The sequence below is a fragment of the Janthinobacterium sp. KBS0711 genome (assembly GCF_000988085.1).
Classification (GTDB): domain Bacteria; phylum Pseudomonadota; class Gammaproteobacteria; order Burkholderiales; family Burkholderiaceae_D; genus Janthinobacterium; species Janthinobacterium lividum_E.
In genome coordinates, this window is the sequence record NZ_LBCO01000033.1 from 1,047,682 (window position 1) to 1,068,377 (window position 20,696).

The following is a 20,696-nucleotide window of genomic DNA, read 5'->3' on the forward strand; positions in this document are numbered from 1 at the left end:
ATGACACTCGACGACTTTCAATTCGCCAGCATCCTGGTATCGACCGTGCGCAATGCGCCCGTCCTGATCTTTGCCGCCATGGCCGGCCTGTTTGCCGAACGCAGCGGCATGATCGACATCGGCCTGGAAGGCAAGATCCTGGCCAGCGCGTTTGCTTCCGCCGCCGTGGCCTACACGACGCAAAACCCATACTACGGCATGGCTGCCGGCATGCTCGTCTGCGTCGCCCTGGCCTTGCTGCAGGCCTACGTCAGCATCACGCAAAAGGGCAACCAGCTGGTGGCCGGCATGGCGATCAACATCGCCATGAGCGGACTGACGTTCGTACTGGCGCAGTTCTTCTTCCAGCAAGGCGGCCGCACGCCCGACCTCGGTTCGGCGCGTCTGTTCGACGTGGTCTTGCCGGGCACACAATACGTGGAGCACATTCCCTTCATCGGCTGGGTTTATGCCCACTTGATCGGCGGCCATTCCATCCTCGTCTACGTGGCCTTCCTGTTGATCCCGCTCGTGCACTGGCTGCTGTACCACACGCGCTTCGGCCTGCGCCTGCGCGCCTGCGGTGAAAACCCCCATGCGGCCGACTCGGCCGGCGTGAGCGTGGAAGCGACGCGCTACCTGGCCATGCTGGTGGCCGGCATCCTGTGTTCGTTCTCGGGCGCGTATCTGGCCATCGTGCAAAGTGGCTTCTTCCTACGCGACATGTCGGCCGGCGCCGGCTACCTGGCCTTGACGGCCATGGTGTTCGGCAACTGGCGTCCCGTCTACACCTTCCTCGGCTGCCTGATGTTCGGCTTCTTCGCCGCCATCCAGATCCAGATCGAAGGCGTGGACTTGCCCGTCGTGGGCCGCATCCCCGGCTCGCTGATCCAGATGGTGCCGTACGTCGTCACCGTGATCGTGCTGGCGGGCTTGATGGCGAAATCCATCGCGCCGAAGGCTATCGGTATCCCCTTCGTGAAATCACGCTAAGTTTCAGCGAGCGCTGACAAAAAAGCGAAGCCCCCGGGCTTCGCTTTTTTTATGCCTGAGCAATCTCGTCCAGCGAGAAAAACACGGCAAGACCCAGGCTGCGCGCCACTTCCACCATCTGGTCCGCCCCCTGGGACGCGCCGCCGAGGCGCAGCACGGCATCGCAATAGCTGAGCAAGCGCTTCGCATGCGTATGAAACATTGCTTCGTAGACGCTGTCGCCTACTTGTTCAGAACCGGCCAGCGCCAGCATTGGCAAGGCCAGCCATTCACCGAGCACGGGCATGTGCCCCTTGGCATACAGCGGCAGGCAGACGGCTTCCATGGCCGCCACATTCGCCGCCATCAGGGCGGGATCGTCGCCCGTGCCGGAGCGATACGGGCCGGCAACGAGGATCTGCATGCCTTGTTTGACCGGCATCAGTTGCAGCTGCGCATGCTGCAGCAGCATGATGGTCTTGCCGTCGCAGATGCGCCCATCGGCGACCATGCGCATGGCCTGCGCCAAGGGCAGTTCCAGCACCTCGATATCCTCGCCCTCTTGCGCCAGGCCGCCGCCGTCGCCGATACGGCTGGCGGGATCGTATTCGGCAACAAAGAAATGCAGGCGCTCCGTCACGGAGCCGGGACTCATGAAGGCTTCGAAGACCTTGTGCACCTGCCCCACCCGGTAACCGGTTTCCTCTTCCACCTCGGCGCGGATGCGCTGCTCCGCACTGGCCTCTTCCAGCAAGCCGGCCGCTGATTCGATGAGGAAACCATCGTGGCCTGCGCGATAGGTGGGAAAGCGGAACTGGCGGATCAGGATCACCGTGCGCTTGATTTTATTGTAGAGCAGGATGGTGGCCCCGTCGCCACGGTCATAGGTTTCCCGCGTCTGCGTCTGCCACCGGCCATCATGGCGCAGGTAGTCGAACGTGGTTTTTTGCAGCAGATACCAGTCGTGCGACAGGGTTTGCACGTCCTGGATGCGGACCCGTTCCTGTTTGCTATTTTCTTTGTGCATATCGTTTCCTTGTGCTTGTCTTTTTCGACTTTATCATGCAAACTCGTGCAATATCAAGAAAATACAAGAAAAACCGTGCTAACACATCAACGCAAACAATATCTGCTGGACTTGCTCCAGCGCGAAGGACAGATCGTCGCCAAGGCAGTCAGCGATGCCCTGGGCTTGTCGGAAGACACCATACGGCGCGACCTGCGCGAGCTGGCAAAGGAAGGGTTATTGGAGCGGGTGCACGGCGGCGCCCTGCCCTTGCTGCCGAGTTCGCCCGCGCTGGCGCCGTTTGCGGCCCGCGAACAGCTTTCGCCGGAAGCCAAGCCCGCCATCGGCCGTGCGGCGGGCGCCATGATACAAACGGGGCAAGTGGTATTTCTCGACGGCGGCACGACCGCCGTGCAACTGGCGCGCCAGCTGCCGCGCGAGTTGCGCGCCACCATCGTCACGCACAGCCCATCGATTGCCATCGAACTGGTGAATCACCCAGGCATCGAGGTGCTGATGCTGGGCGGGCGTTTGTACAAGCACTCGATCGTGGGCGTCGGCGCGGCCACCGTGGAAGCCATCGGCCGCATCCGCGCAGACCTGTACTTCATGGGCGTGTCCAGCCTGCATCCGCAAGCGGGCATCACCACCGGGGATTATGAAGAAGCGTGCGTAAAACGCGCGCTCAGCGACGCGTCGGCCCGTACCGTCGTGCTGGCCTCGCCGGAAAAGTTCAATACAGCTTCGCCGTTCCAGATTGCGCCCTTGAGCCAGGTCAACGACATCATCGTGCACCGCGACGTGGACGACGCCCTGGTGGCGCCCTACCGCGAAATGGGAATTGGCGTCACCCTGGCATAAAAAAAGCGGCCCGCAGGCCGCTTTCGAATGACATCGTTACTGCGGCCAGATCGCCTGCAGCACGGCCGCCAGGTGATAGCCGCCCTCGATCAGCTGCTGCTTCGCCAGCGCCGAGCTGGGCACGGGATAATTGTCCGGCACGTTCAAGCTCCAGACGTTGTAGACTTCGCCCTTGCGGCTCGTCTGCTGCGTGGCCGGACCGGCCACCACGTCCGTGAAAGCAATTTTTGAGGCCGCCAACGAGGCATCGGCCCACTGATACGGCCAGGTGGCAGGGTCACCGGTGTTGCCGCTCACTTGTGGCTGGCTGGCGATCACGGTGCGGGCGAACTGCTGCGGCGTGCGCGTGCTCAGGCGGCGCATGGCGTAATCGACCACGGTGGTATCCCAATACGAATGCAGGGGCTTGGTGGGCGACTTCGGATAGCTGCCTGCCGGCTTGGCCGTGCCATCGTCGTCCGGCAGCTGCGCCGGGATCACGGCATCGGACAGTGCCGTCATCTTCGCATCGTCGAGCAGCAAATCGTTGCCGCCGCGCGCATTGAAAATGGTGACGTCGTCGATCTGCGCCTGCGTGGCGGGCACGAAAAACTGGCCATCCTTGCCAACAAACGCATTGCCCACGTGTAGCGGCTGGTGGATATCGCCCACCAGGTGCGTGATCAAAATCAAGGCTTCGCGCTGGCTGAAGCCGTGCGGATTGCTGGCCGCATCGGCCTTGCCTTGCAACACCAGGATCGCCTGCTTGAGCGTTTGCACGATATCGTCGTCGGCCGTGCCCACGCCATGGTCGTGGTAGTGCGCGTTCTGGAACGGCACATTCGTGTAGTGGTATTCGCCATGCTTGGGGTTCGCCGCCACATAGCTCAGCATTTCCGGCGATTGCGGGCCGCAATACGTGCCCTTCACGCAATCGGGCCAGTTGGCGATCTTTTCCAGGCTTTCGCCAGGCAGCAGCAATTTCGCCACTTGCGCCTGCGCCGCGCTACCCTTGAGCAATTGATCGGCGATGGCGCCCACGGCGCGGTGGCCGTCGTTGCCCCAGGCCAGCACATTGCCGGAAGCAAAAGCGGCGCCCAGCGCCAGCACGCTCAACAGTTTTTGCATGTTCACTCCTTGCCTTGCGGCGTGGCCTTGGCAGGCTTCGGATACTGCTTGTTGATATCGATAGGCTGCGCATACGCCGAACTCCACGTCTGCTCATGCAGCGCGGCGATGCGTTGCGCCATCTGTTCATTGCGCAGCACCACTTCCAGGTTGCGCGACAGGTCGAAATAACCGCCCGCCCAGTTGCTCGTGCCGACCCAGGCCAGCTTGCCGTCGATGGTCATGGTCTTGCTGTGGATCACGCGCGCAAACGGAATGAAGCCTGTCGATGCCGTCGGCAAGGTGACGATGCGGATTTCCACGTTCGGCACCAGGGCCAGGCTTTTCAGGTAAGCAATGGCCGGCGCTTCCGTATTCCAGCTTGATACCATCAGCTTGATTTTCACGCCACGCTGCGCGGCCGCGCGCACGGCGTTGTCGATCACGGCGTAATACGGGCGGGTGCGGTTCGGTCCATACGACAGCGGCGCGTAGTCGAGCAACTGGATGCGCACTTCGTTTTGCGCTTGCGCCAGCAAGGCGGGCAAGCCCGTTTCGGAGTCGCCCACGCCGGCCGGGTTGTAGGCATTCGGGCTGGCCAGCAGGAAAGCGTTCTGCGCGTAGTTGGCGGGCACCACCTTGCTGTTGAGCACCGTGGCGCGGCTGCCCTGCGACGTCAATGCCTGGGCTTGCCAATCCTGTTCGAAAATCGCCTGCACCTGGCCAACCATGGCGGCTTCCGTGATTTTCAAGCCCGTCTCATGGATGTGCTCGAACGAGCGCCAGTCGAAATTCTGGCTGCCGATGTACGCCACCTGCCCATCGACGGCCAGGTATTTCGCGTGCACGATGCCGTTGCCCGTCACCTTGTTGAAATCGATCAGGCGCAAGTCCAGGTTGGGAATCGCCTTGATCTGCGCGATGGTGGCCGCTTCCGACAGGCCCACGCCCTTCTGGTCCAGCAGGAAGCGGATTTTTACGCCGCGCTGGCCGGCGGCCGTCAGGCTGGCCAGCACTTTTTCAAAAGCCGTGCCCGGCTTGCTGACGGCATAGAACTGGGCGATGACGATCTCTTTCTTGGCACCGTCGAACAGCTCGCTCCATACGGCAACGGGCTCGCGCAAGTCGGGATTGGTCAAGCTCGTTTCCACGGGCGACGTGTGCACCAGCTCAAAGCCGGGAATGGTGAAATCGGCGTGGGCACTGCCCGCGAACAGACTGGACAGAACTACAGAAACAAATAAGCGACGCATGGTTTTTCCTGATAAATGTTATTTGACGCGCACGATGCGGCCCGCCGCCGTGGCGCTGCCTGCCGGCTTGCCGGCGCGCGCGCGGGAGATCAGATAGTCGCTGAAGGCGTCGATATCGCGCACGCCCGTGTCGAGGCGGCGCGTGCCGGCCGCCAGCACGGTAAATCGGTCGCCGCCGCCGGCCAGGAAACTGTTGGCGGCGACACGGTATTGTTGATTGTCTTCAAGAGGAATGCCATTGAGCATGATGCTGCCCGGCAGCACGCGCTGGCCTTGCGGCTGCGTGCTGTCCCAGCGGTAGCTAAAACCTTCGGATACTTGCAGCAAATTGCCCTCGCCTGCCTCTTCGCCCGGCCATTGCTGCTCGAGCAAGGTGCGGATTTGCGCGCCGGAAAGACTCACGACGATCAAGGTATTGCCGAACGGGACTACGGCCTGGTTCTGGCCCACGTTCGTCATCAGATCGGCGCCCGCTTCCAGGTCCTTGCGGATGCCGCCATTATTCATCAGACCGATTTGCGCCCCGGCGGCGCGTGCGCCGAACAGGGTGCTGTCGGCCACCAGGTCGCCCAGTGGAGAAGCGCCGCCGCCCTTGGTGCTGCGGCCCACGTTCGGCACGGCAATGAAGGCCACGGGACGCGACAGTTCCGCCGCGCTGCGCTGCTTGACCGATTCCAGGTAGGCTGCCACTGCCGGGTCCGGCTCATACATGCCTGGCAGCATGACGACGTTTTGCGCGCTGGCATCGATGAGCGCGTTCTTGACGGGATCGACCTTGAGCTTGATGCGCGTCAGCATGTGTCCGCCCATCTGTGCCTGCGTCACAAGGCGGCCATCGACACGGCACAGATAGCCCTGGTGCGAATGGCCGCTGATGACCAGTTGAATCGCCGGGTCGAGGCGTTTCACCACATCGACCACTTCGCCCTTCAAGTGGCTGCAATCGGGCTGGTCGACGGCTTCCTTCGTCTCGCCGCCCTGATGCAGCAGCACGACGAACACGCCCACGCCTTGTGCGCGCAATTGCGGCAAGGTGGCGTTGATGGCGTCCGCTTCATCGCCAAACTGCAGGCCGGCAATGCCGGCGGCCGTCACGACGGACGGCGTATCTTTCAGCACGGCGCCGATCAGGCCCACCTTGACGCCATGCGCCTCTTCGATGCGGTAGGCGGGCAGCAGGGACTTGCCCGTTTGCGTGTCGATCACATTGGCCGCCATATAGGTGTAGCTGGCGCCCTTGAAGTCAGGCGTGAACTTGCACGCCTTGTCGGCGCGCGAGGACTCGCAGCCGCCGCGCTGCTGGCGCAGCAATTCCGCCTTGCCCTGGTCAAATTCATGGTTGCCGACGGAGCTGGCCTTCATGCCCAGCATGTTCATGGCCACGATGCTCGGTTCGTCCGCCCACAGCGCCGACATGGCGGGGCTGGCGCCGACCAGGTCGCCATTGCCGACAAAGATCAGCTGCGCGTCTTCACGGCGCCACGCCGTCAATGCACCGGACAAAGTATCGATGCCGCCCGCCTGCACCGTCTTGCGCTCGGTATCGGCGGCGCTCGTGTAGCTGAATTTGCTGCGCTCGAGGTTGCCGTGAAAATCGTTCAAAGCGACCAGGTTCACTTCAATCTGGCCGCTCGGCGCAGGCGCCAGGTTGCTGCAGGCGGACAGGGTCAGGATCAGGGCCGCGGCAGCGACCGGAGTGCGTAGGAAGTGAGCCATGGAATGATATTTATTGAAAAGGGAAAAGAGTAAACCATCTTGTGTATAAAAAAAACGGCTGGTGTCGCCACCAGCCGTTTTTTAGTTTGCCAAGCTACGGGACAAGGACGAGATTAGAACTCGTACTTGACCGTTGCTTGCAGCGCCCATTGCGATTCGCCTTTGACTTGACGCGTTTCCAGGCTTTCCACCACAGGACGGGTGTTGTACACATACTTGCCGTTTTGCATACCGGCATAGTCAACGAAGCTGCGCACCTGGCCACCGGCGCCCTGGAAGCCCACTTCATTGATGCGGCCCCATTTGCGGTTCAGCAGGTTACCAACGTTCAGGATATCGAAGGTAATGATGCCTTTGTTACCTTTGAAGAAGCCCGGTACTTCCTGGCTCATGCGCACGTCGAAACTGTTGGTCCATGGAGAAAAGCTCTCGTTACGGCCGATTACGCCACCTTTGGCTTTACGCAGATCGCCATTGGCGTTGACCACTTTCCAGAACGCTGCCTCGTTGGCGGCGCGCGCTGCCGGCGTCGCACCGGAGAACACCACTTCGCCCGAACCTGGCGCGCTAGGGATGTACATCAGGTCGTTGCCAGCCAGGCCGTCACCGTTCAAGTCATTGTTGACGGTCCAGCTGTACGGCTTGCCGCTACGGCCTTCATAGAACAGACCGAACGTGGTCTTGTATTCGCCGAAGAAACGTTTTTGCCAGTTGACGTTGGCGGTAAAGCGATCCTTGACCAGATAGTTCGAGTTCGACGCAACATTCTCGTTCGGATTGAAGACGGCACGGCCGCCCCAGTTCGAGCTCGAGGTCGACGACGTCAGCGGCGATACTTCAGTGCCATCGGTGTAGGTGTACGACGAGCCCCACGACAGGCCATCACGAGTCGGGCTGCGCACCGACAGGGTCAGCACGTTCGACTCGCCCTTGTCGGTATTTTTAGCCATCAGCACCTGGCCGAAGGCGGCATTGCTGCCAGCCTTGGTCAAGGCGCTGCAATTGGCGCCGCCGATCAGGGCGCCATTTGTATTCCAGCAAGCCGTATTGTAGGCGTTAGGACCATAGTACATTGGACGGCCATCGCTACCGGTTGCCGTTGGCGCGCCCATGTTCAGCTCTTCATAGTAAATCGCGCTCTTGGTCTGGAAACGCAGGTATTCCGCGCTGACAATCAGGCCCATCCATGGCAGCTCATGTTCGATGGCCAGGTTGGCTTTCCATACCGATGGTTGCGCCAGGTTCGTGCTCAGGGCATCGACCTTCATTGCCGGGATAACCGCTGGCACGCTTGTTGGCTGCTTGGTTGGATCGGCATTGAAGAAGCCATCGGTGGTCGGGCAAGTGCCGGCCGACGAAGCGCAGGTAATGTTCTGGGTTGCCATACCGGTATTCTGGTAAGGATTGCCCAGCCAGACGCTCATCGCCGCACCCTGGAACAAGCCGAAGCCGCCGCGGATTTGCGTCGGACGCGCCGATTCCAGCTTGTAGTTGAAGCCAAAACGTGGCTGATACAGGTTTTCGCCGTCGATGGTATGCGAGTTATCGATACCAAAACCGCCGGTCTGACGACCGTTAGGCGTGGTACGAGCGACAGTTGCCTGTGCTGCACGCGCATTGTAGATCGGCTTTTCGCCAATGCGGGTGCCGTCGATGCGCAGGCCGGCGGTCAACGTCAGCTGCTTGTTGACTTCCCAGGTATCTTGCAGGAACAGGCCGATGTTTTTCAGCGAGAACGTCGCCACGGCATCGTCCAGCGTACGGCCTGCTTGTGGCACCTGATAGGTGTACGAGCTAGGACGGCCACGGCTGAAGTTTTCCAGCACGGCTGCCTGCAATTGCGCTGCCGTGGCAGAACCGCAGTTGATGGCGCCGAACGAATAGGCAAACGTGGCGCTGCTGTTAATACAGCCAAAGGTGTAGTTACCGTTGACGTTTTGCAGGAACGCATTATAGATATCGTTCTTGCTGTAGTCGGTGCCGAACTTGACTTCATGGTCGCCCAGTGACCATGTACCGGCTGCGTAGAAATCCTTCGTTTTGGTGCCAAGAATGTTACGCTGACGGCTCTGTTCAGTACCAAAGTTCAGGAAGCGGTTACCGGTAGCCAGGCTCGAAGGTGCGCCAGCTGGCAGCGCGCCGCTGAACTGCAGGCCGATTGCCGGCAGATAAGCGTTGTTGCGCGGTACGCTGTCGTAGTCGCGCGACGACACTTTGACTTCGGTCGAGAAGGTCGGGGTCCACTCGGCGGTCCATTGACCAACCAGGGTTTCCAGGCTCTTGTTCTGGTCATACCAGTACGAGCTCAGCGACAGGCCAGTGCCGGAAAAACCGGTGTAAATCGGCTCGGACTGTTCAGTCTTGGTGTAACGCAGCATCATGCGCTGGGTGTCGGTCAGATTCCAGTCCAGCTTGAGCAACTTTTCCGTCGCCGTGAATTCGGAACCTGCAGGAACTGCCGAAGTACCGGCATCGATACCGTATTTGTCCTTGGCAATAGCAACCGCGCTATCGATGGCGCCTTGGGTAATGGCAACGTTGGTCTGTGCGCTGCCGACAGGACCGAATGCTGGCGCGCCGCGCGAGCTGGTGGTTTTTTCGTAGTTGGCAAACAGGAACAGCTTGTCTTCGATCAGCGGGCCGCCCAGGGTAATACCCTTGGTGGTGTCTTTCGATTTTGGCGGTGCGTAATAAGTATCGTCGGTGCTGTTGTAACGGTCGCCCGACATGGTGTCGTTACGGAAAGCGTAGTAGACACTGCCCTTGACCTTGTTGGTGCCCGATTTGGTTACAGCGTTGACGTTCGCACCGGTGTAGCCTTTTTGGGTAACGTCATAGTTGGCAACGTTAACTTGCACCGACTGGATCGCTTCGATCGAGATCGGTTGTTTGCCAGTAGCCGTACCGGACGCTTCCAGGCCGAACGTGTCGTTTACGGCCACGCCGTCAATCGTCATCGAGTTGTAGCGCGAGTTTTGACCGGCAACGGAGATTTCGCCGCGCTCTTTGTCGGTTTGCGACAAGCGTGGGTCGGCGCGGGCATAGTCTTGCAGGCTGCGCGAGATCGATGCCTGGGTAGCCAGTTCGGTAGGGCCGATATTGGTGCCGGCACCCATGTTGTTACGGTTAAACACCTGGTTGCGGATGGCATTGGTGCTGACTTTCACCACTTGCATGTCGGAGCCCAGCGTGGCGTCGACGTTGGCTGTTTCCGCCAAGGCGATATATACGCCTTCGCGTTTTTCAACCACGCCATTCTTGGTAATGGTAATGGTGTAAGGACCGCCAGCGCGCAGGCCGCGTGCAACATAACGGCCTTCTGCATCGGTGGTCACGTTGCTGGCCGAACCGGACTCAACGTGAACGATATTGACTTGCGCGCCAGCTGCCGGCTTGCCGTCAGTGGCCGAGATACGGCCGCCAATGGAAGACGTAGTGTTCTGTGCGAACGATGGTGCCGCTGCCAGTGCAATAGACAGGCTTAACGCGATTTGCGTCAGCCGAAGTCGCTTGTGATTGATCATCTTTAACCCCAGAAAAGACTATTATTTTTTGAAAATCCTGGATTGCCCACCGTCCGGCTGCGCCGCACAGCAACACAAACACAACATTTCCTCTTTACGATGCTGCAACTGTTACGCCGGCTGGACTGGCTGCGGTCCTGACAAGACCATCACAAAACGCCGCTCCACACATCACAACTATTCCTATCCAGACAATTACGGCGGAAGAAAACTGCGACCGATCCGTACGACCCAGGGCGCTAGCACCTGTGTCATTCATCCCACATGCTTACCCGGCTAACATGGCAAGCCGCGAGTGTAATTGTTAAATATTTCAAGACTGTGACACGGCGGCAAAATACAGAAGAATGTCGTCATTTAGCTGCGCGACTGTTTGTTTCACTCTGTATCTCACCTTTATTTACTGCAAATACCCATCTTCATACGATATCGCCCAGATGAATTGTGACTTTTTAATATCATCTTCATCTCACTATGCATCATCAAAAAATGGATGACAAATACGATTTTTTTTACATATTTATATATTTAAAATATAAATAGCATAGGGTAACTAGCTGGATTGATATCGTGATGACAGCGTCCGGGCTTATGGCGCGTGATTATAAATGAGCAATATGTACTTGAAATTGATTCATCCATGAAATCGGATAAAGTCGTGTATCTGCCGTTAATTGTGTCGCATGGCCGCCACAAAATTAACAAAATAACAGCATGGCATTTAAGATGAAGAATAAAAAATGGCCGGAAAATCCGGCCATTTAAGAGTATCGGTTGCGAACGTCACGCAACTTACGGTTTGCCACCCTTGCCTGCCTTGTCGGCCGCGGCAATTTGCGCTTCAAAACGGGTAAAACGGGCATCAAGCGCTTTCAGCAAACGCTGCTTGTCCGCTTCCGCCAGGAAGGAATAGCGCAGGCTGTTATACGACAGCTTTTTGATTTCCGCATAATCGGTCTTGTACTGGCTGGCAAACAGCACGTATTCGTTCGACAAGGTATTGCGCGAGACGCCCGCGTCATCGGTGGAAATGACGAACGGCACGCCATACTTGCGGTACAGGGTGATCGGATGTGCCTGCCCCTTGATACCGAGTATGTAATCATTGCTGGTCAGATTCACTTCCACGGGGATGCCCCGTTCGCGCATCTTCTGCATGGTCGACAGCGCATTGTTTTCGTACGCGATATCCATGCCGTGGCCGATACGGTCGGCGCCCGCCACATCGACGGCTTCGGCGATATGGAATGCCATGCCTTCCGGCGGCACCATGCCCAGCGCCAGCTCGCCGGCGTGCAGGGCGATCTTCACGTTTGGATATTTGGCCTTGAGGAACTTGAACATTTCCATGTGCAGGCTGTAATCGCGCATGGACACATTCACGCTTTCCTGGCCCACGATGTTCACGCCCACCAGCAGCGGATTCAGGCTGGCGGCCTTGAATGCGGCCACCATGGACGAGAACACTTGCGATGGCGACAGGAAGCGCAGCACATACGCCTGGTAACGCATGGTGAAGTTCACATCGTCGATGCCGGCGCTGCTGGCGTTGACGTTGTCATTGTAGGCGGTGATGCTTTTCTGGAAGCTGGCATCCTGCTCCAGATTCTGCGTCCAGTTGGCCAGCACGGCTTGCAACGCTGCCGGCTGCAAGCCCGGCGCCAGCACCTGCTGGTCGAACTGCGCGTTTTGCACGAATGGCGACAGCTCGAAGATCGTCTCGATGTAGCTGAGGTTTTCCGCGATGGCGCGCTGCTTCAGGGTTTTCAGGCCGTCGGCCGTGTTGCTCGACGCGACGGGACCGAAGTAGCCGAAGGTGTCAAAAAAAGTGCGGTCCGGCGGCGTCTGGATGGCGCTGTGGTTATAGAAATCCTTGGTCGACCAGCGCTGCAGCAATTCCGCATACAGGCCCGCGTCGGCAAACACTTCCGTGGACGACAGGCAGCCACGCTGCGCGGCTGGTTTGGCGCGCTCGGCCGCCACGACGTCCTTGTTGCTTTCGATGCGGTACGTTGTCTTGTTGACGCAATAGTTTTCCTTGTCGACCCAGTCGAGGAATTGCTCGGCGTAGATGGCGCCCGAGTAATGGTGATGCAAGTCGCCGCCCTTGGGCATCATGGAAAAGAACAGGCTCAGCTCGGCTGTCTTCGGCTGCGCACCAGCAAGCAGGGCGGCGAAATGGCGCGCGGTGGCCGCTTCGTTGGAAGACGGGGTGGGCACGGCTTTGGCGGCCTGCGCCGTTCCGGTCAATGCCAGCGCGGCGCCAAGCGCCAGGCCAGTGAGTTTCTTGTGCATTCGCGTTCTCGCTCAGGATAATTCGTGTTGAACAACGGGTAGGTCAGCCCTGCCCCCGCACATGCACGCATTGCCCGCCCGAATAGGTGGCGGCCACGGCGCGGTCATCGCCCAGCAGCGCAAAGACAAACAGCAATTCCTCCAGGCTTTGACAGCCAGCCGTGCGGCGCTCGAGGAGCGGCGTCGATTGCTTGTCGAGCACGATGAAGTCCGCTTCCGTGCCTGTCGTGAAATTGCCCAGAGTGCCTTCCAGCTGCATGGCGCGCGCCGCGCCCAGGGTCGCCAGGTAAAACATGCGCAAGGCGGGCAGATAGCTGCCTTTCAAGCGTGCTACTTTATAGGCTTCGTTCATTGTTTGCAACATTGAGAACGAGGTGCCGCCGCCCACATCGGTGGCCAGCGACAGCAGCACTTTCGCCGCATCGGCCCGCTCGAAATCGAACAGGCCGCTACCGAGGAACAGGTTGGACGTAGGACAAATGGCGGCCGCCGACGACGTTTCCGCCATGCGCGCGCGGTCGCGCTCATCGAGCCAGATGCAATGGCCGAACATGGCGCGCGGGCGCAGCATGCCGTAGTGGTCATACACATCGAGGTAGCTGCGCGCCTGCGGGTGCAGCTCGCGTACCCAGCGGCATTCATCCTCGTTTTCCGACACGTGGGTTTGCAGATACGTATCCGGATAGGCGCGCGCCAGCTCGCCCGCCAGATGCATCTGTTCATTCGTCGAGGTCGGCACGAAACGCGGTGTGATCGCATACAGCGAGCGGCCTTGCTTGTGCCAGCGCCGGATCAGCTCTTCGCTTTCGCGCGCGCCTGACTCGGCCGTATCGCGCAGGAACTCGGGGCAATTGCGGTCCATCATGACCTTGCCCGCCACCATGCGCAAGCCGCGCGCCTCGCTGGCGCCAAAGAAGGCATCGACCGATTGCGGATGCACGCTGCCATATACCATCGCCGTGGTGGTGCCGCAGCGCAGCAGTTCGTCGAGGAAAAATTCGGCTACGTTGCGCGCATGCTCGGGATTCTCAAACGCGCGCTCGGTGGGAAAAGTGTACGTTTCCAGCCATGGCAGCAAGCCCGGCGCGGGCGAGGCGATCATCTCCGTCTGCGGGAAGTGCAAGTGCGTATCGATGAAACCGGGCACGATCAGCTTGCCGCGGTAATCGACGATCTGCGTGCCGGGCGGCAAGGTCGCCTGCAGTTGCGCGTAATCGCCGGCTGCCACGACCTTGCCATCGGCCACGATCAGCAAGCCATCCGCATGCCAGGCATGCGCCTCCTCGCTGAAGGCGGGATCGGCGTGGAAGTGCAGCAAGCTGGCTCGGTAAGCTTGCAATGTGGCAGGAACAATCGGCATGACTTCTTTCTATAACGGGTGAATGGCGGCGCGTGTTGGGCGACGCCGTGGCGCACTGGCAGAGGCCAGCCGCAGCGGTGCGGCCAGGGCGGCAGCGGCCGCCTCTTCCCACACCATCAGTAATTGACAGGCAACGGACGCGGCGATCACGGCCGGCGCCTTGTTGCGGATGCCAGGCATGCCGATCGGGCAGACCATGGCGGCAATGCGCTCATCCGGCACGCCGCGCGCCTGCAGGCGGTGCTCGAACTGCTTGCGTTTCGTGTGCGAACCGATCAGCCCGAACCAGCCCGCATCCTCACGCTCCATGATGGCTTGCGTCAAGCGTTGATCAAGCGCATGGCTGTGCGTCATGACGAGAAAACTGCCACTGGGTGGCGCCATAGCGACAAATTCCTCGGGCGTATCGGTGGCGGCGATGCGTACATTATCAGGTAGTTGCGTGGGAAACATGCCTTCACGCTCATCGACCCAAGTGATATTACAGGGCAAGTGGGCCAGCGCACGCACGATGGCGGCGCCCACGTGGCCGGCGCCGAACAAGGTCAAATGGGCACGTGGCGCCAGGCAAGGGTCGACCAGCCAGCGCCGCCCTTTGCTATCCTGAGCGACATGGGCTGTGCGCTCGCGCAAAAACGTGTCAGGCGCCTGTTCGCCAGTGCCGGCGATCAAGCTACCAGCAACATCGAACAGCGCCGAGGCGGGTTCACCGTCGAGCGCGGTGACTTTCCAGCTGTCGTGCTGGCGGCGTTCGCGCAAGGCGGCCAGCAACGCATTCAGGCTGGCATCGACATACTCGAACGCCAGGTGGACGACGCCGCCGCAACATTGTCCCAGGCTGGGGCCCAGCGCGAAACGCTCGAGCCGCGCATGGGTATCGCTCGTGAACAGCATGGTCTTGGCAATTTCCACGGCGCGCAATTCCAGGTGGCCGCCACCGATGGTATCGACCTGGCCATCGAGACTGACGCGCATCTTCGCACCCGCCTCGCGCGGTCCGGAACCTTCGACCAGGGCGACCGTCACCAGCACGGATGCCTGCGTGTCGTCGTCCATCGCTGTCAGCCAGTCGCTCATCTTCTGCTCCTATGCGCCGGCATGCGCCGCTTGCACGGCCATCACCGCCTTGAGGATTTCCTCGCTGGTGGCGGGCGCATTGAGCGGTGGCTGTGCGGCGTGATGGCCCACGCTGGAAATGGCGTCGCGGATGGCAAAAAAGACGGAAAACGGTAGCAGCAGCGGCGGCTCGCCCACGGCTTTGGAACGGTGGATGCTGTCCTCCACGTTGCGGTTCTGGAACAGCTTGACGCGAAAATCTTCCGGGCAATCGGAAATGCCGGGAATTTTGTACGTCGACGGCGCGTGCGTCATCAGCTTGCCCGCCGCATTCCACCACAGCTGCTCCGTCGTCAGCCAGCCCATGCCCTGGATAAATGCGCCCTCCACCTGACCCAGATCGATGGCAGGATTCAAGGACTGGCCCGCATCGTACAAGGCGTCCGCACGCAGCAGCTTCCATTCGCCCGTCAAGGTATCGACCACCACTTCGGCCACGGCCGCGCCATACGCATAGTAGGAAAACGGATGGCCCGTCATCGTCTTCGCATCCCACGACAAGCCAGGCGTGGCATAAAAACCGTCCGACCACAGTTGCACACGAGCCAGATACGCCTTCTGCACCAGCTCGGCAAACGGCACGGTGTGGCCATTGACGTGGATATGGTTGTCGAAGAAGCGCACAGCGCCCGTTTCGTCGCCGTACAGTTTGACCGCGTAATCAGCCAGGCGTTCACGGATCTGGCGCGCCGCGTCCTGCGCCGCCTTGCCGTTCAGGTCGGCGCCGGTGGAGGCCGCCGTGGCCGACGTGTTCGCCACCTTGCTGGTATCGGTGGCCGTGGCGCGCACCTTGTCCAGGTCCAGGCCCAGTTCGTGCGCCACCACTTGCATGACCTTGGTATTGATGCCCTGTCCCATTTCCGTGCCGCCATGGTTGACCAGCACGGAGCCATCGACATAAACGTGCACGAGAGCACCGGCCTGGTTCAGATGCGTGACGTTGAAGGCGATGCCGAATTTCAAGGGCGTAAATGCCAAGCCCTTTTTCAGGATGGGGCTGGCCTCGTTGAAGGCATCGATGGCGCGGCGGCGTGCGCGATAATCGCTGCTCGCTTCCAGTTCGGCGACGAGCTCATGAATAACGTTGTCGACGATTTTCTGCCCGTACGGCGTGACGTTGCGTCCTTCTACATCGTTGCGCCCATAGAAATTGAGCAGGCGGATATCGAGCGCATCGCGTTGCAAATGGCGGGCGATTTCATCGATGACGTACTCGATGGCAATGGCGCCCTGCGGCCCGCCGAAGCCCCGGAATGCCGTGTTCGACTGCGTATTCGTCTTGCCGCAGGCGGCGCGGATATCCACGTCCGACAGGTAATAGGTGTTGTCGAAATGGCAGACGGCGCGCGTGGCGACGGGGCCGGACAAGTCGGCCGAATAGCCGGCGCGCGTGGTCATATCGACCTTGGCGGCAAGGATACGGCCTTCATCGTCGTAGCCCACTTCGTATTCATAATAAAAACAGTGGCGCTTGCCCGTCACCAGCATGTCGTCGTCGCGGTCGGCGCGCAATTTGACGGGACGCTTCAGTTTCGCCGCCGCAATCGATGCGGCCGCCGCCCACAGGGCCGACTGCGATTCCTTGCCGCCGAAACCTCCGCCCATGCGCCGGCATTCGACGGTGATGTTGTGCGAATGCACGCCCAGCGCATGCGCCACCACGTGCTGCATCTCGCTCGGATGCTGAGTCGAACACAGCACCAGCATGCCCTGCGCTTCTTTCGGGATGGCGTAGGAAATCTGTCCTTCCAGATAAAACTGTTCCTGCCCACCTACATACAGCTGCCCCTTGACCACGTGCGGCGCGTCCTCGAACGCGGCCTGGTAGTTGCCGCGTGTCAGCTGCATCGGCGGCAGCACGTACGATTGAGCGGCCTTGGCCGCTTGCGGCGTCATGATCGCGGGTAATTCCTCATACGACACCTGCGCCAGGCGAGCGGCGCGGCGCGCATGGTCATGCGTATCAGCCACCACGATGAAGATAGGCTGGCCCACGTATTGCACCAGTTCCGCAGCCAGGATGGGGTCGTCATGGATGATGGGGCCGCAATCATTGGTGCCGGGAATGTCATGTGCCGTATAGACGGCGACAACACCGGCAGCAGCGCGCACGGCGGACAGGTCCATGGCCGTGATGCGTGCGTGGGGCTTTTGCGACAGGCCCAGCGCCGCGTGCAAGGTGCCTTGCAGTTCGGCGATATCATCCGTGTACGTGGCTTGCCCCAACACATGCATTTGCGCCGATTCATGGGGGCTGGGCTTGCCCACGGCGGCCCAGGCGGCCGCTTGCAATTCGGGCGTGGCAGGATGGTTCATGCTGGTCCTTTCAGGCGCGGCAAGCGTAGGCGTTGACGGCAGTGCGCAGCAGCGGCGCACCGGGGCGGGTTTCCAGCCAGAAGCGGCGCAGCAGGTTTTGCGCCGTCGTCATGCGGTAGGTGTTCGACGCGCGCATATCAGACAAGGGCGCGTAATCGTCGGCCAGCAAACGCATGGCAATGACGAGGATATCCTCATTCCACGCCTGCCCCCGCAAAAACGCTTCCGTTTGCGCGGCGCGCTGCGGCGTGGCCGCCATGCCGCCAAAGGCGATGCGCGCATCGATGATGCGCTCGCCCTCGAGCTGGAAGGCGAACGCGGCGCACACGGCCGAGATATCCTGGTCGAAGCGTTTCGCCAGTTTATACGTGCGGAAATGTACATCAGCACGCGGCAAAGGCACGCGTACGGCTTCGACGAATTCGCCGGGCTGCAGATCCTTCTTTTGATAGCCAAGATAAAAATGTTCCAGCGGCATGATGCGCTGGCCCACAGATCCACGCAACACGATCTCGCTGCCCAGCGCAATCAGCCACGGCATCGAGTCGCCGATCGGTGAGCCATTGGCCACATTGCCGCCCAAAGTACCCGCGTTGCGGATCGGCAAGGAAGCAAAGCGCTGCCACAGTTCCGACAGCTCATCGGGATAATGCTGGCACAGTGCCGCATAAGCATCGTTGAGGCTGGCGCCGGCGCCAATCTGCAGCTTGCCATCGTCCACGGCGATGCTTTTCAGTGCGGCTACGTTGCCAAGATAAATGATGTCGCCCAGGTCGCGCAGTTGCTTGGTCACCCACAAGCCCACATCGGTGGAGCCAGCCAACAGACACGCTTGCGGCTTTTCCGCGCGCAGCGTCACCAGTTCCTCAATGGTGCGCGGCGCGTGGAAGTGCTGGCCGTCATGTTCATAGGTGGTCGCGCTGCCGCGCTGCAGCGCCTGCAATTGCACTCGCAACGCATCGCGGTCGAATGCCACATGTGGCAGTTCGCCCATGCGTCTGGCCGCATCGATGATGGGCCGGTAGCCCGTGCAGCGGCACAGATTGCCCGACAGGGTGTCGTCGATTTCACAGCGCGTGGGCGTCTCGCCGTTTTTTTCCAGATACATGCCCCACAGGGACATGACAAAACCAGGTGTGCAAAAGCCGCACTGGGAACCGTGGCATTCGACCATCGCCTGCTGCACCGGGTGCAGGGCGCCGTCGGACTGCTGCAAGTCTTCCACGGAAAACAGGGCCCTGCCATCGAGTGTGGGTGTAAGCTGGATGCAGGCGTTGACGGCTTTCATCTCGACCTGGCCATCCACCAGGCTGCCGATCACCACCGTGCAGGCGCCGCAATCGCCCTCAGCGCAGCCTTCCTTGGTACCAGTGCAATGCAAATCCTCGCGCAGGTGCTGCAACACAGTCTGCGTAGGGGCGGCGTCGCGTACTTCCTGTACGGCACCACGGTAGTAAAAGCGGATCGGTTCTGACATGCTGGCCTCGGTATAGTCCCAGTATAGGAGATTAACACCGGCATACGGGACAACTATATGCAGAGACTGATTTTACTTATCATCCCATCTCAATAGAACTCACTCCTGGAACGGATGCGTCGCATGCCAATGTTCGGCAATATCGATGCGGCGCGTGATCCACACCTGCTCATGGCCCTGCACATAGTCGAGGAAGCGCGCCAGCGCCGCGGCCCGTCCAGGCCGCCCCACCAGACGGCAATGCAAGCCTACGGACAACATCTTCGGTTGATTCAAGCCGTTCGGATCGCCTTCCGCGTACAGCACATCAAAGGCATCTTTCAGATAGTCGAAAAACTGCGTGCCCGAATTAAAGCCCTGCAGGGCGGCAAAGCGCATGTCGTTCGTATCCAGGGTATAAGGCACGATCAGCTGCGGCTGCACCGCCGGCATGCCGGCGGCATCCGTGTAGGCCACTTTTTCCCAGAATGGCAGGTCGTCGCCATAATAATCGGCGTCATAGCGGAAACCGCCATGTTCGACCACCAGTTTGCGCGTATTCGGCGAATCGCGTCCCGTGTACCAGCCTTGCGGGGCGGATCCCGTCAATTCGCGGATGATCTGCACGGCTTCGCGCATGTGTTCACGTTCCGTTGCTTCATCCATGTTTTGATAGGAAATCCAGCGCAAGCCGTGGCAGGCAATCTCGTGACCCAGTTGCTGGAAGGCGGCCACCGCCTCCGGATTGCGTTTCAAGGCCATCGATACGCCAAACACCGTCAGGGGCAGGCGCCGTTCCTCGAACATGCGCAGCAAGCGCCATAAGCCGGCGCGCGAACCGTATTCGTAAATCGACTCCATGCTCAGGTGGCGCGCGGGAAAAGCGGCCGCGCCGATCATTTCCGATAAAAACGTTTCCGACGCAGGATCGCCATGCAGCACGCTATTTTCCGCCCCTTCCTCGTAATTGAGGACGAACTGCAGCGCGATGCGGGCCTTGCCCGGCCATTGCGGATGGGGTGGCGTACGGCCATAGCCGATCAAGTCGCGTGGATAATGTTCGTAATTGTTCATGCGGAGGCGCGCCTATAGGAGGACAATGTTGGCTATATGCCCAATCATATAGCCCGGCGCAGTCACCGGTATATGATTTGCACGATAAGCACATTCACTCACCCTATATACAGGATAGCAAATGGGAAAACTCAGCACGCATGTACTCGATATCGCCCACGGCAAGCCGGGAGCCGGCGTCAAGGTAGCCCTGTTTTCAGTCGCGCCGGAAGGAAAGGTGTTATTGAAGATGGATATGACCAATAGCGACGGCCGCTGCAGCACGCCATTGCTGGAGGGCGACAGCATGAAGGCGGGCCAATATGAACTGGTGTTCAACGCAGGCGACTATTTCGCCGCCCAAGGGGTGGAACTGCCATCGCCCCGCTTCATCGACCTGGTCACCCTGGCCTTCGGCATCGCGCATACGGATGAAAATTATCACGTGCCGCTAGTGGTATCGCCTTGGTCGTATTCGACCTATCGCGGTAGCTGATCCCGCGATGCCAACAATGTTGTCGGATTACGCGCTACGCACCTCGGCGGCCCCGCTAATCCGACCTACCCGCCATCCAATAAACGTAGGTCGGCTTAGCGCGCAGCGCGTAAGCCGACACCACCCGCAGCGCCAAACAAAACCACCAGACGAAAAAAAACCCCAACCGGATCACCGGAAGGGGTTTTTTCGAATAACAAGCCTGAC

The 20,696-nt window shown here is 60.2% G+C and carries 13 protein-coding genes and 1 pseudogene; 3 read left to right on the forward strand and 11 right to left on the reverse strand.

All coding sequences use genetic code 11. From position 1 onward, the window contains the following. Positions 1-972, forward strand: coding sequence for an ABC transporter permease (locus VM94_RS23200; RefSeq protein ID WP_034754516.1), 972 nt, complete (start codon positions 1-3; stop codon positions 970-972). Between the two features lie 421 nt (positions 973-1,393). Here the strand turns inward: VM94_RS23200 and VM94_RS29245 are convergent. After that, positions 1,394-1,978 (reverse strand): annotated as a pseudogene (locus tag VM94_RS29245) (NUDIX domain-containing protein); the annotation flags it as partial. 75 nt (positions 1,979-2,053) lie between these two features. On the opposite strand from VM94_RS29245, the gene VM94_RS23210 reads away from it, so the two are divergent. Next, a complete protein-coding gene (locus VM94_RS23210; RefSeq protein WP_046685490.1) occupies positions 2,054-2,818 on the forward strand; it encodes a DeoR/GlpR family DNA-binding transcription regulator in 765 nt (254 codons plus the stop codon). Positions 2,819-2,854: 36 nt separating this feature from the next. Here the strand turns inward: VM94_RS23210 and VM94_RS23215 are convergent, their stop codons facing one another. The 10 genes from VM94_RS23215 to puuE form a co-directional block, all read right to left on the reverse strand. Further along, positions 2,855-3,925, reverse strand: coding sequence for a S1/P1 nuclease (locus VM94_RS23215; RefSeq protein ID WP_046685491.1), 1,071 nt, complete (start codon positions 3,923-3,925; stop codon positions 2,855-2,857). 2 nt (positions 3,926-3,927) lie between these two features. After that, positions 3,928-5,157 (reverse strand): phospholipase D-like domain-containing protein, encoded by a 1,230-nt coding sequence (locus VM94_RS23220; RefSeq protein ID WP_046685492.1) that lies wholly within the window; start codon positions 5,155-5,157, stop codon positions 3,928-3,930. Positions 5,158-5,175: 18 nt separating this feature from the next. Next, a complete protein-coding gene (locus VM94_RS23225; protein ID WP_046685493.1) occupies positions 5,176-6,873 on the reverse strand; it encodes a bifunctional metallophosphatase/5'-nucleotidase in 1,698 nt (565 codons plus the stop codon). 113 nt (positions 6,874-6,986) lie between these two features. Further along, positions 6,987-10,397, reverse strand: a complete 3,411-nt coding sequence (locus VM94_RS23230) for a TonB-dependent receptor (protein ID WP_046685494.1) — start codon at positions 10,395-10,397, stop codon at positions 6,987-6,989. 792 nt (positions 10,398-11,189) lie between these two features. Further along, positions 11,190-12,692 carry an adenosine deaminase family protein gene (locus VM94_RS23235; protein ID WP_046685495.1) on the reverse strand — a complete coding sequence of 501 codons (1,503 nt, stop codon included), beginning with the start codon at positions 12,690-12,692 and terminating at the stop codon, positions 11,190-11,192. A 43-nt stretch (positions 12,693-12,735) separates the two neighbouring features. Beyond that, positions 12,736-14,052, reverse strand: a complete 1,317-nt coding sequence (gene guaD / locus VM94_RS23240; RefSeq protein WP_046685496.1) for a guanine deaminase — start codon at positions 14,050-14,052, stop codon at positions 12,736-12,738. A gap of 9 nt (positions 14,053-14,061) precedes the next feature. Then, positions 14,062-15,129, reverse strand: a complete 1,068-nt coding sequence (gene xdhC / locus VM94_RS23245) for a xanthine dehydrogenase accessory protein XdhC (RefSeq protein WP_046685497.1) — start codon at positions 15,127-15,129, stop codon at positions 14,062-14,064. A gap of 9 nt (positions 15,130-15,138) precedes the next feature. Continuing rightward, positions 15,139-17,484, reverse strand: coding sequence for a xanthine dehydrogenase molybdopterin binding subunit (gene xdhB / locus VM94_RS23250; RefSeq protein ID WP_046685498.1), 2,346 nt, complete (start codon positions 17,482-17,484; stop codon positions 15,139-15,141). A 10-nt stretch (positions 17,485-17,494) separates the two neighbouring features. Further along, a complete protein-coding gene (gene xdhA / locus VM94_RS23255) occupies positions 17,495-18,961 on the reverse strand; it encodes a xanthine dehydrogenase small subunit (RefSeq protein ID WP_046685499.1) in 1,467 nt (488 codons plus the stop codon). 99 nt (positions 18,962-19,060) lie between these two features. After that, entirely contained in the window at positions 19,061-20,014 is a 954-nt protein-coding gene (puuE, locus tag VM94_RS23260; protein WP_046685500.1) for an allantoinase PuuE, read from the reverse strand. A 121-nt stretch (positions 20,015-20,135) separates the two neighbouring features. Here puuE and uraH point away from each other — a divergent pair, with 121 nt between their 5' ends. After that, on the forward strand, positions 20,136-20,489 hold the full coding sequence (uraH, locus tag VM94_RS23265) for a hydroxyisourate hydrolase (RefSeq protein ID WP_046685501.1): 354 nt from the start codon (positions 20,136-20,138) through the stop codon (positions 20,487-20,489). Positions 20,490-20,696: the final 207 nt, after the last annotated feature.

What these genes read in the sequence shown, in the direction of transcription:
- VM94_RS23215 (WP_046685491.1), bottom strand. Translation starts at nt 3,925, where the DNA reads ATGCAAAAACTGTTGAGCGTGCTGGCGCTGGGCGCCGCTTTTGCTTCC.
- VM94_RS23220 (WP_046685492.1), bottom strand. Translation starts at nt 5,157, where the DNA reads ATGCGTCGCTTATTTGTTTCTGTAGTTCTGTCCAGTCTGTTCGCGGGC.
- VM94_RS23225 (WP_046685493.1), bottom strand. Translation starts at nt 6,873, where the DNA reads ATGGCTCACTTCCTACGCACTCCGGTCGCTGCCGCGGCCCTGATCCTG.
- guaD (WP_046685496.1), bottom strand. Translation starts at nt 14,052, where the DNA reads ATGCCGATTGTTCCTGCCACATTGCAAGCTTACCGAGCCAGCTTGCTG.
- uraH (WP_046685501.1), top strand. Translation starts at nt 20,136, where the DNA reads ATGGGAAAACTCAGCACGCATGTACTCGATATCGCCCACGGCAAGCCG.
- xdhA (WP_046685499.1), bottom strand. Translation starts at nt 18,961, where the DNA reads ATGTCAGAACCGATCCGCTTTTACTACCGTGGTGCCGTACAGGAAGTA.
- VM94_RS23230 (WP_046685494.1), bottom strand. Translation starts at nt 10,397, where the DNA reads ATGATCAATCACAAGCGACTTCGGCTGACGCAAATCGCGTTAAGCCTG.
- VM94_RS23200 (WP_034754516.1), top strand. Translation starts at nt 1, where the DNA reads ATGACACTCGACGACTTTCAATTCGCCAGCATCCTGGTATCGACCGTG.
- xdhC (WP_046685497.1), bottom strand. Translation starts at nt 15,129, where the DNA reads ATGAGCGACTGGCTGACAGCGATGGACGACGACACGCAGGCATCCGTG.
- puuE (WP_046685500.1), bottom strand. Translation starts at nt 20,014, where the DNA reads ATGAACAATTACGAACATTATCCACGCGACTTGATCGGCTATGGCCGT.
- xdhB (WP_046685498.1), bottom strand. Translation starts at nt 17,484, where the DNA reads ATGAACCATCCTGCCACGCCCGAATTGCAAGCGGCCGCCTGGGCCGCC.
- VM94_RS23235 (WP_046685495.1), bottom strand. Translation starts at nt 12,692, where the DNA reads ATGCACAAGAAACTCACTGGCCTGGCGCTTGGCGCCGCGCTGGCATTG.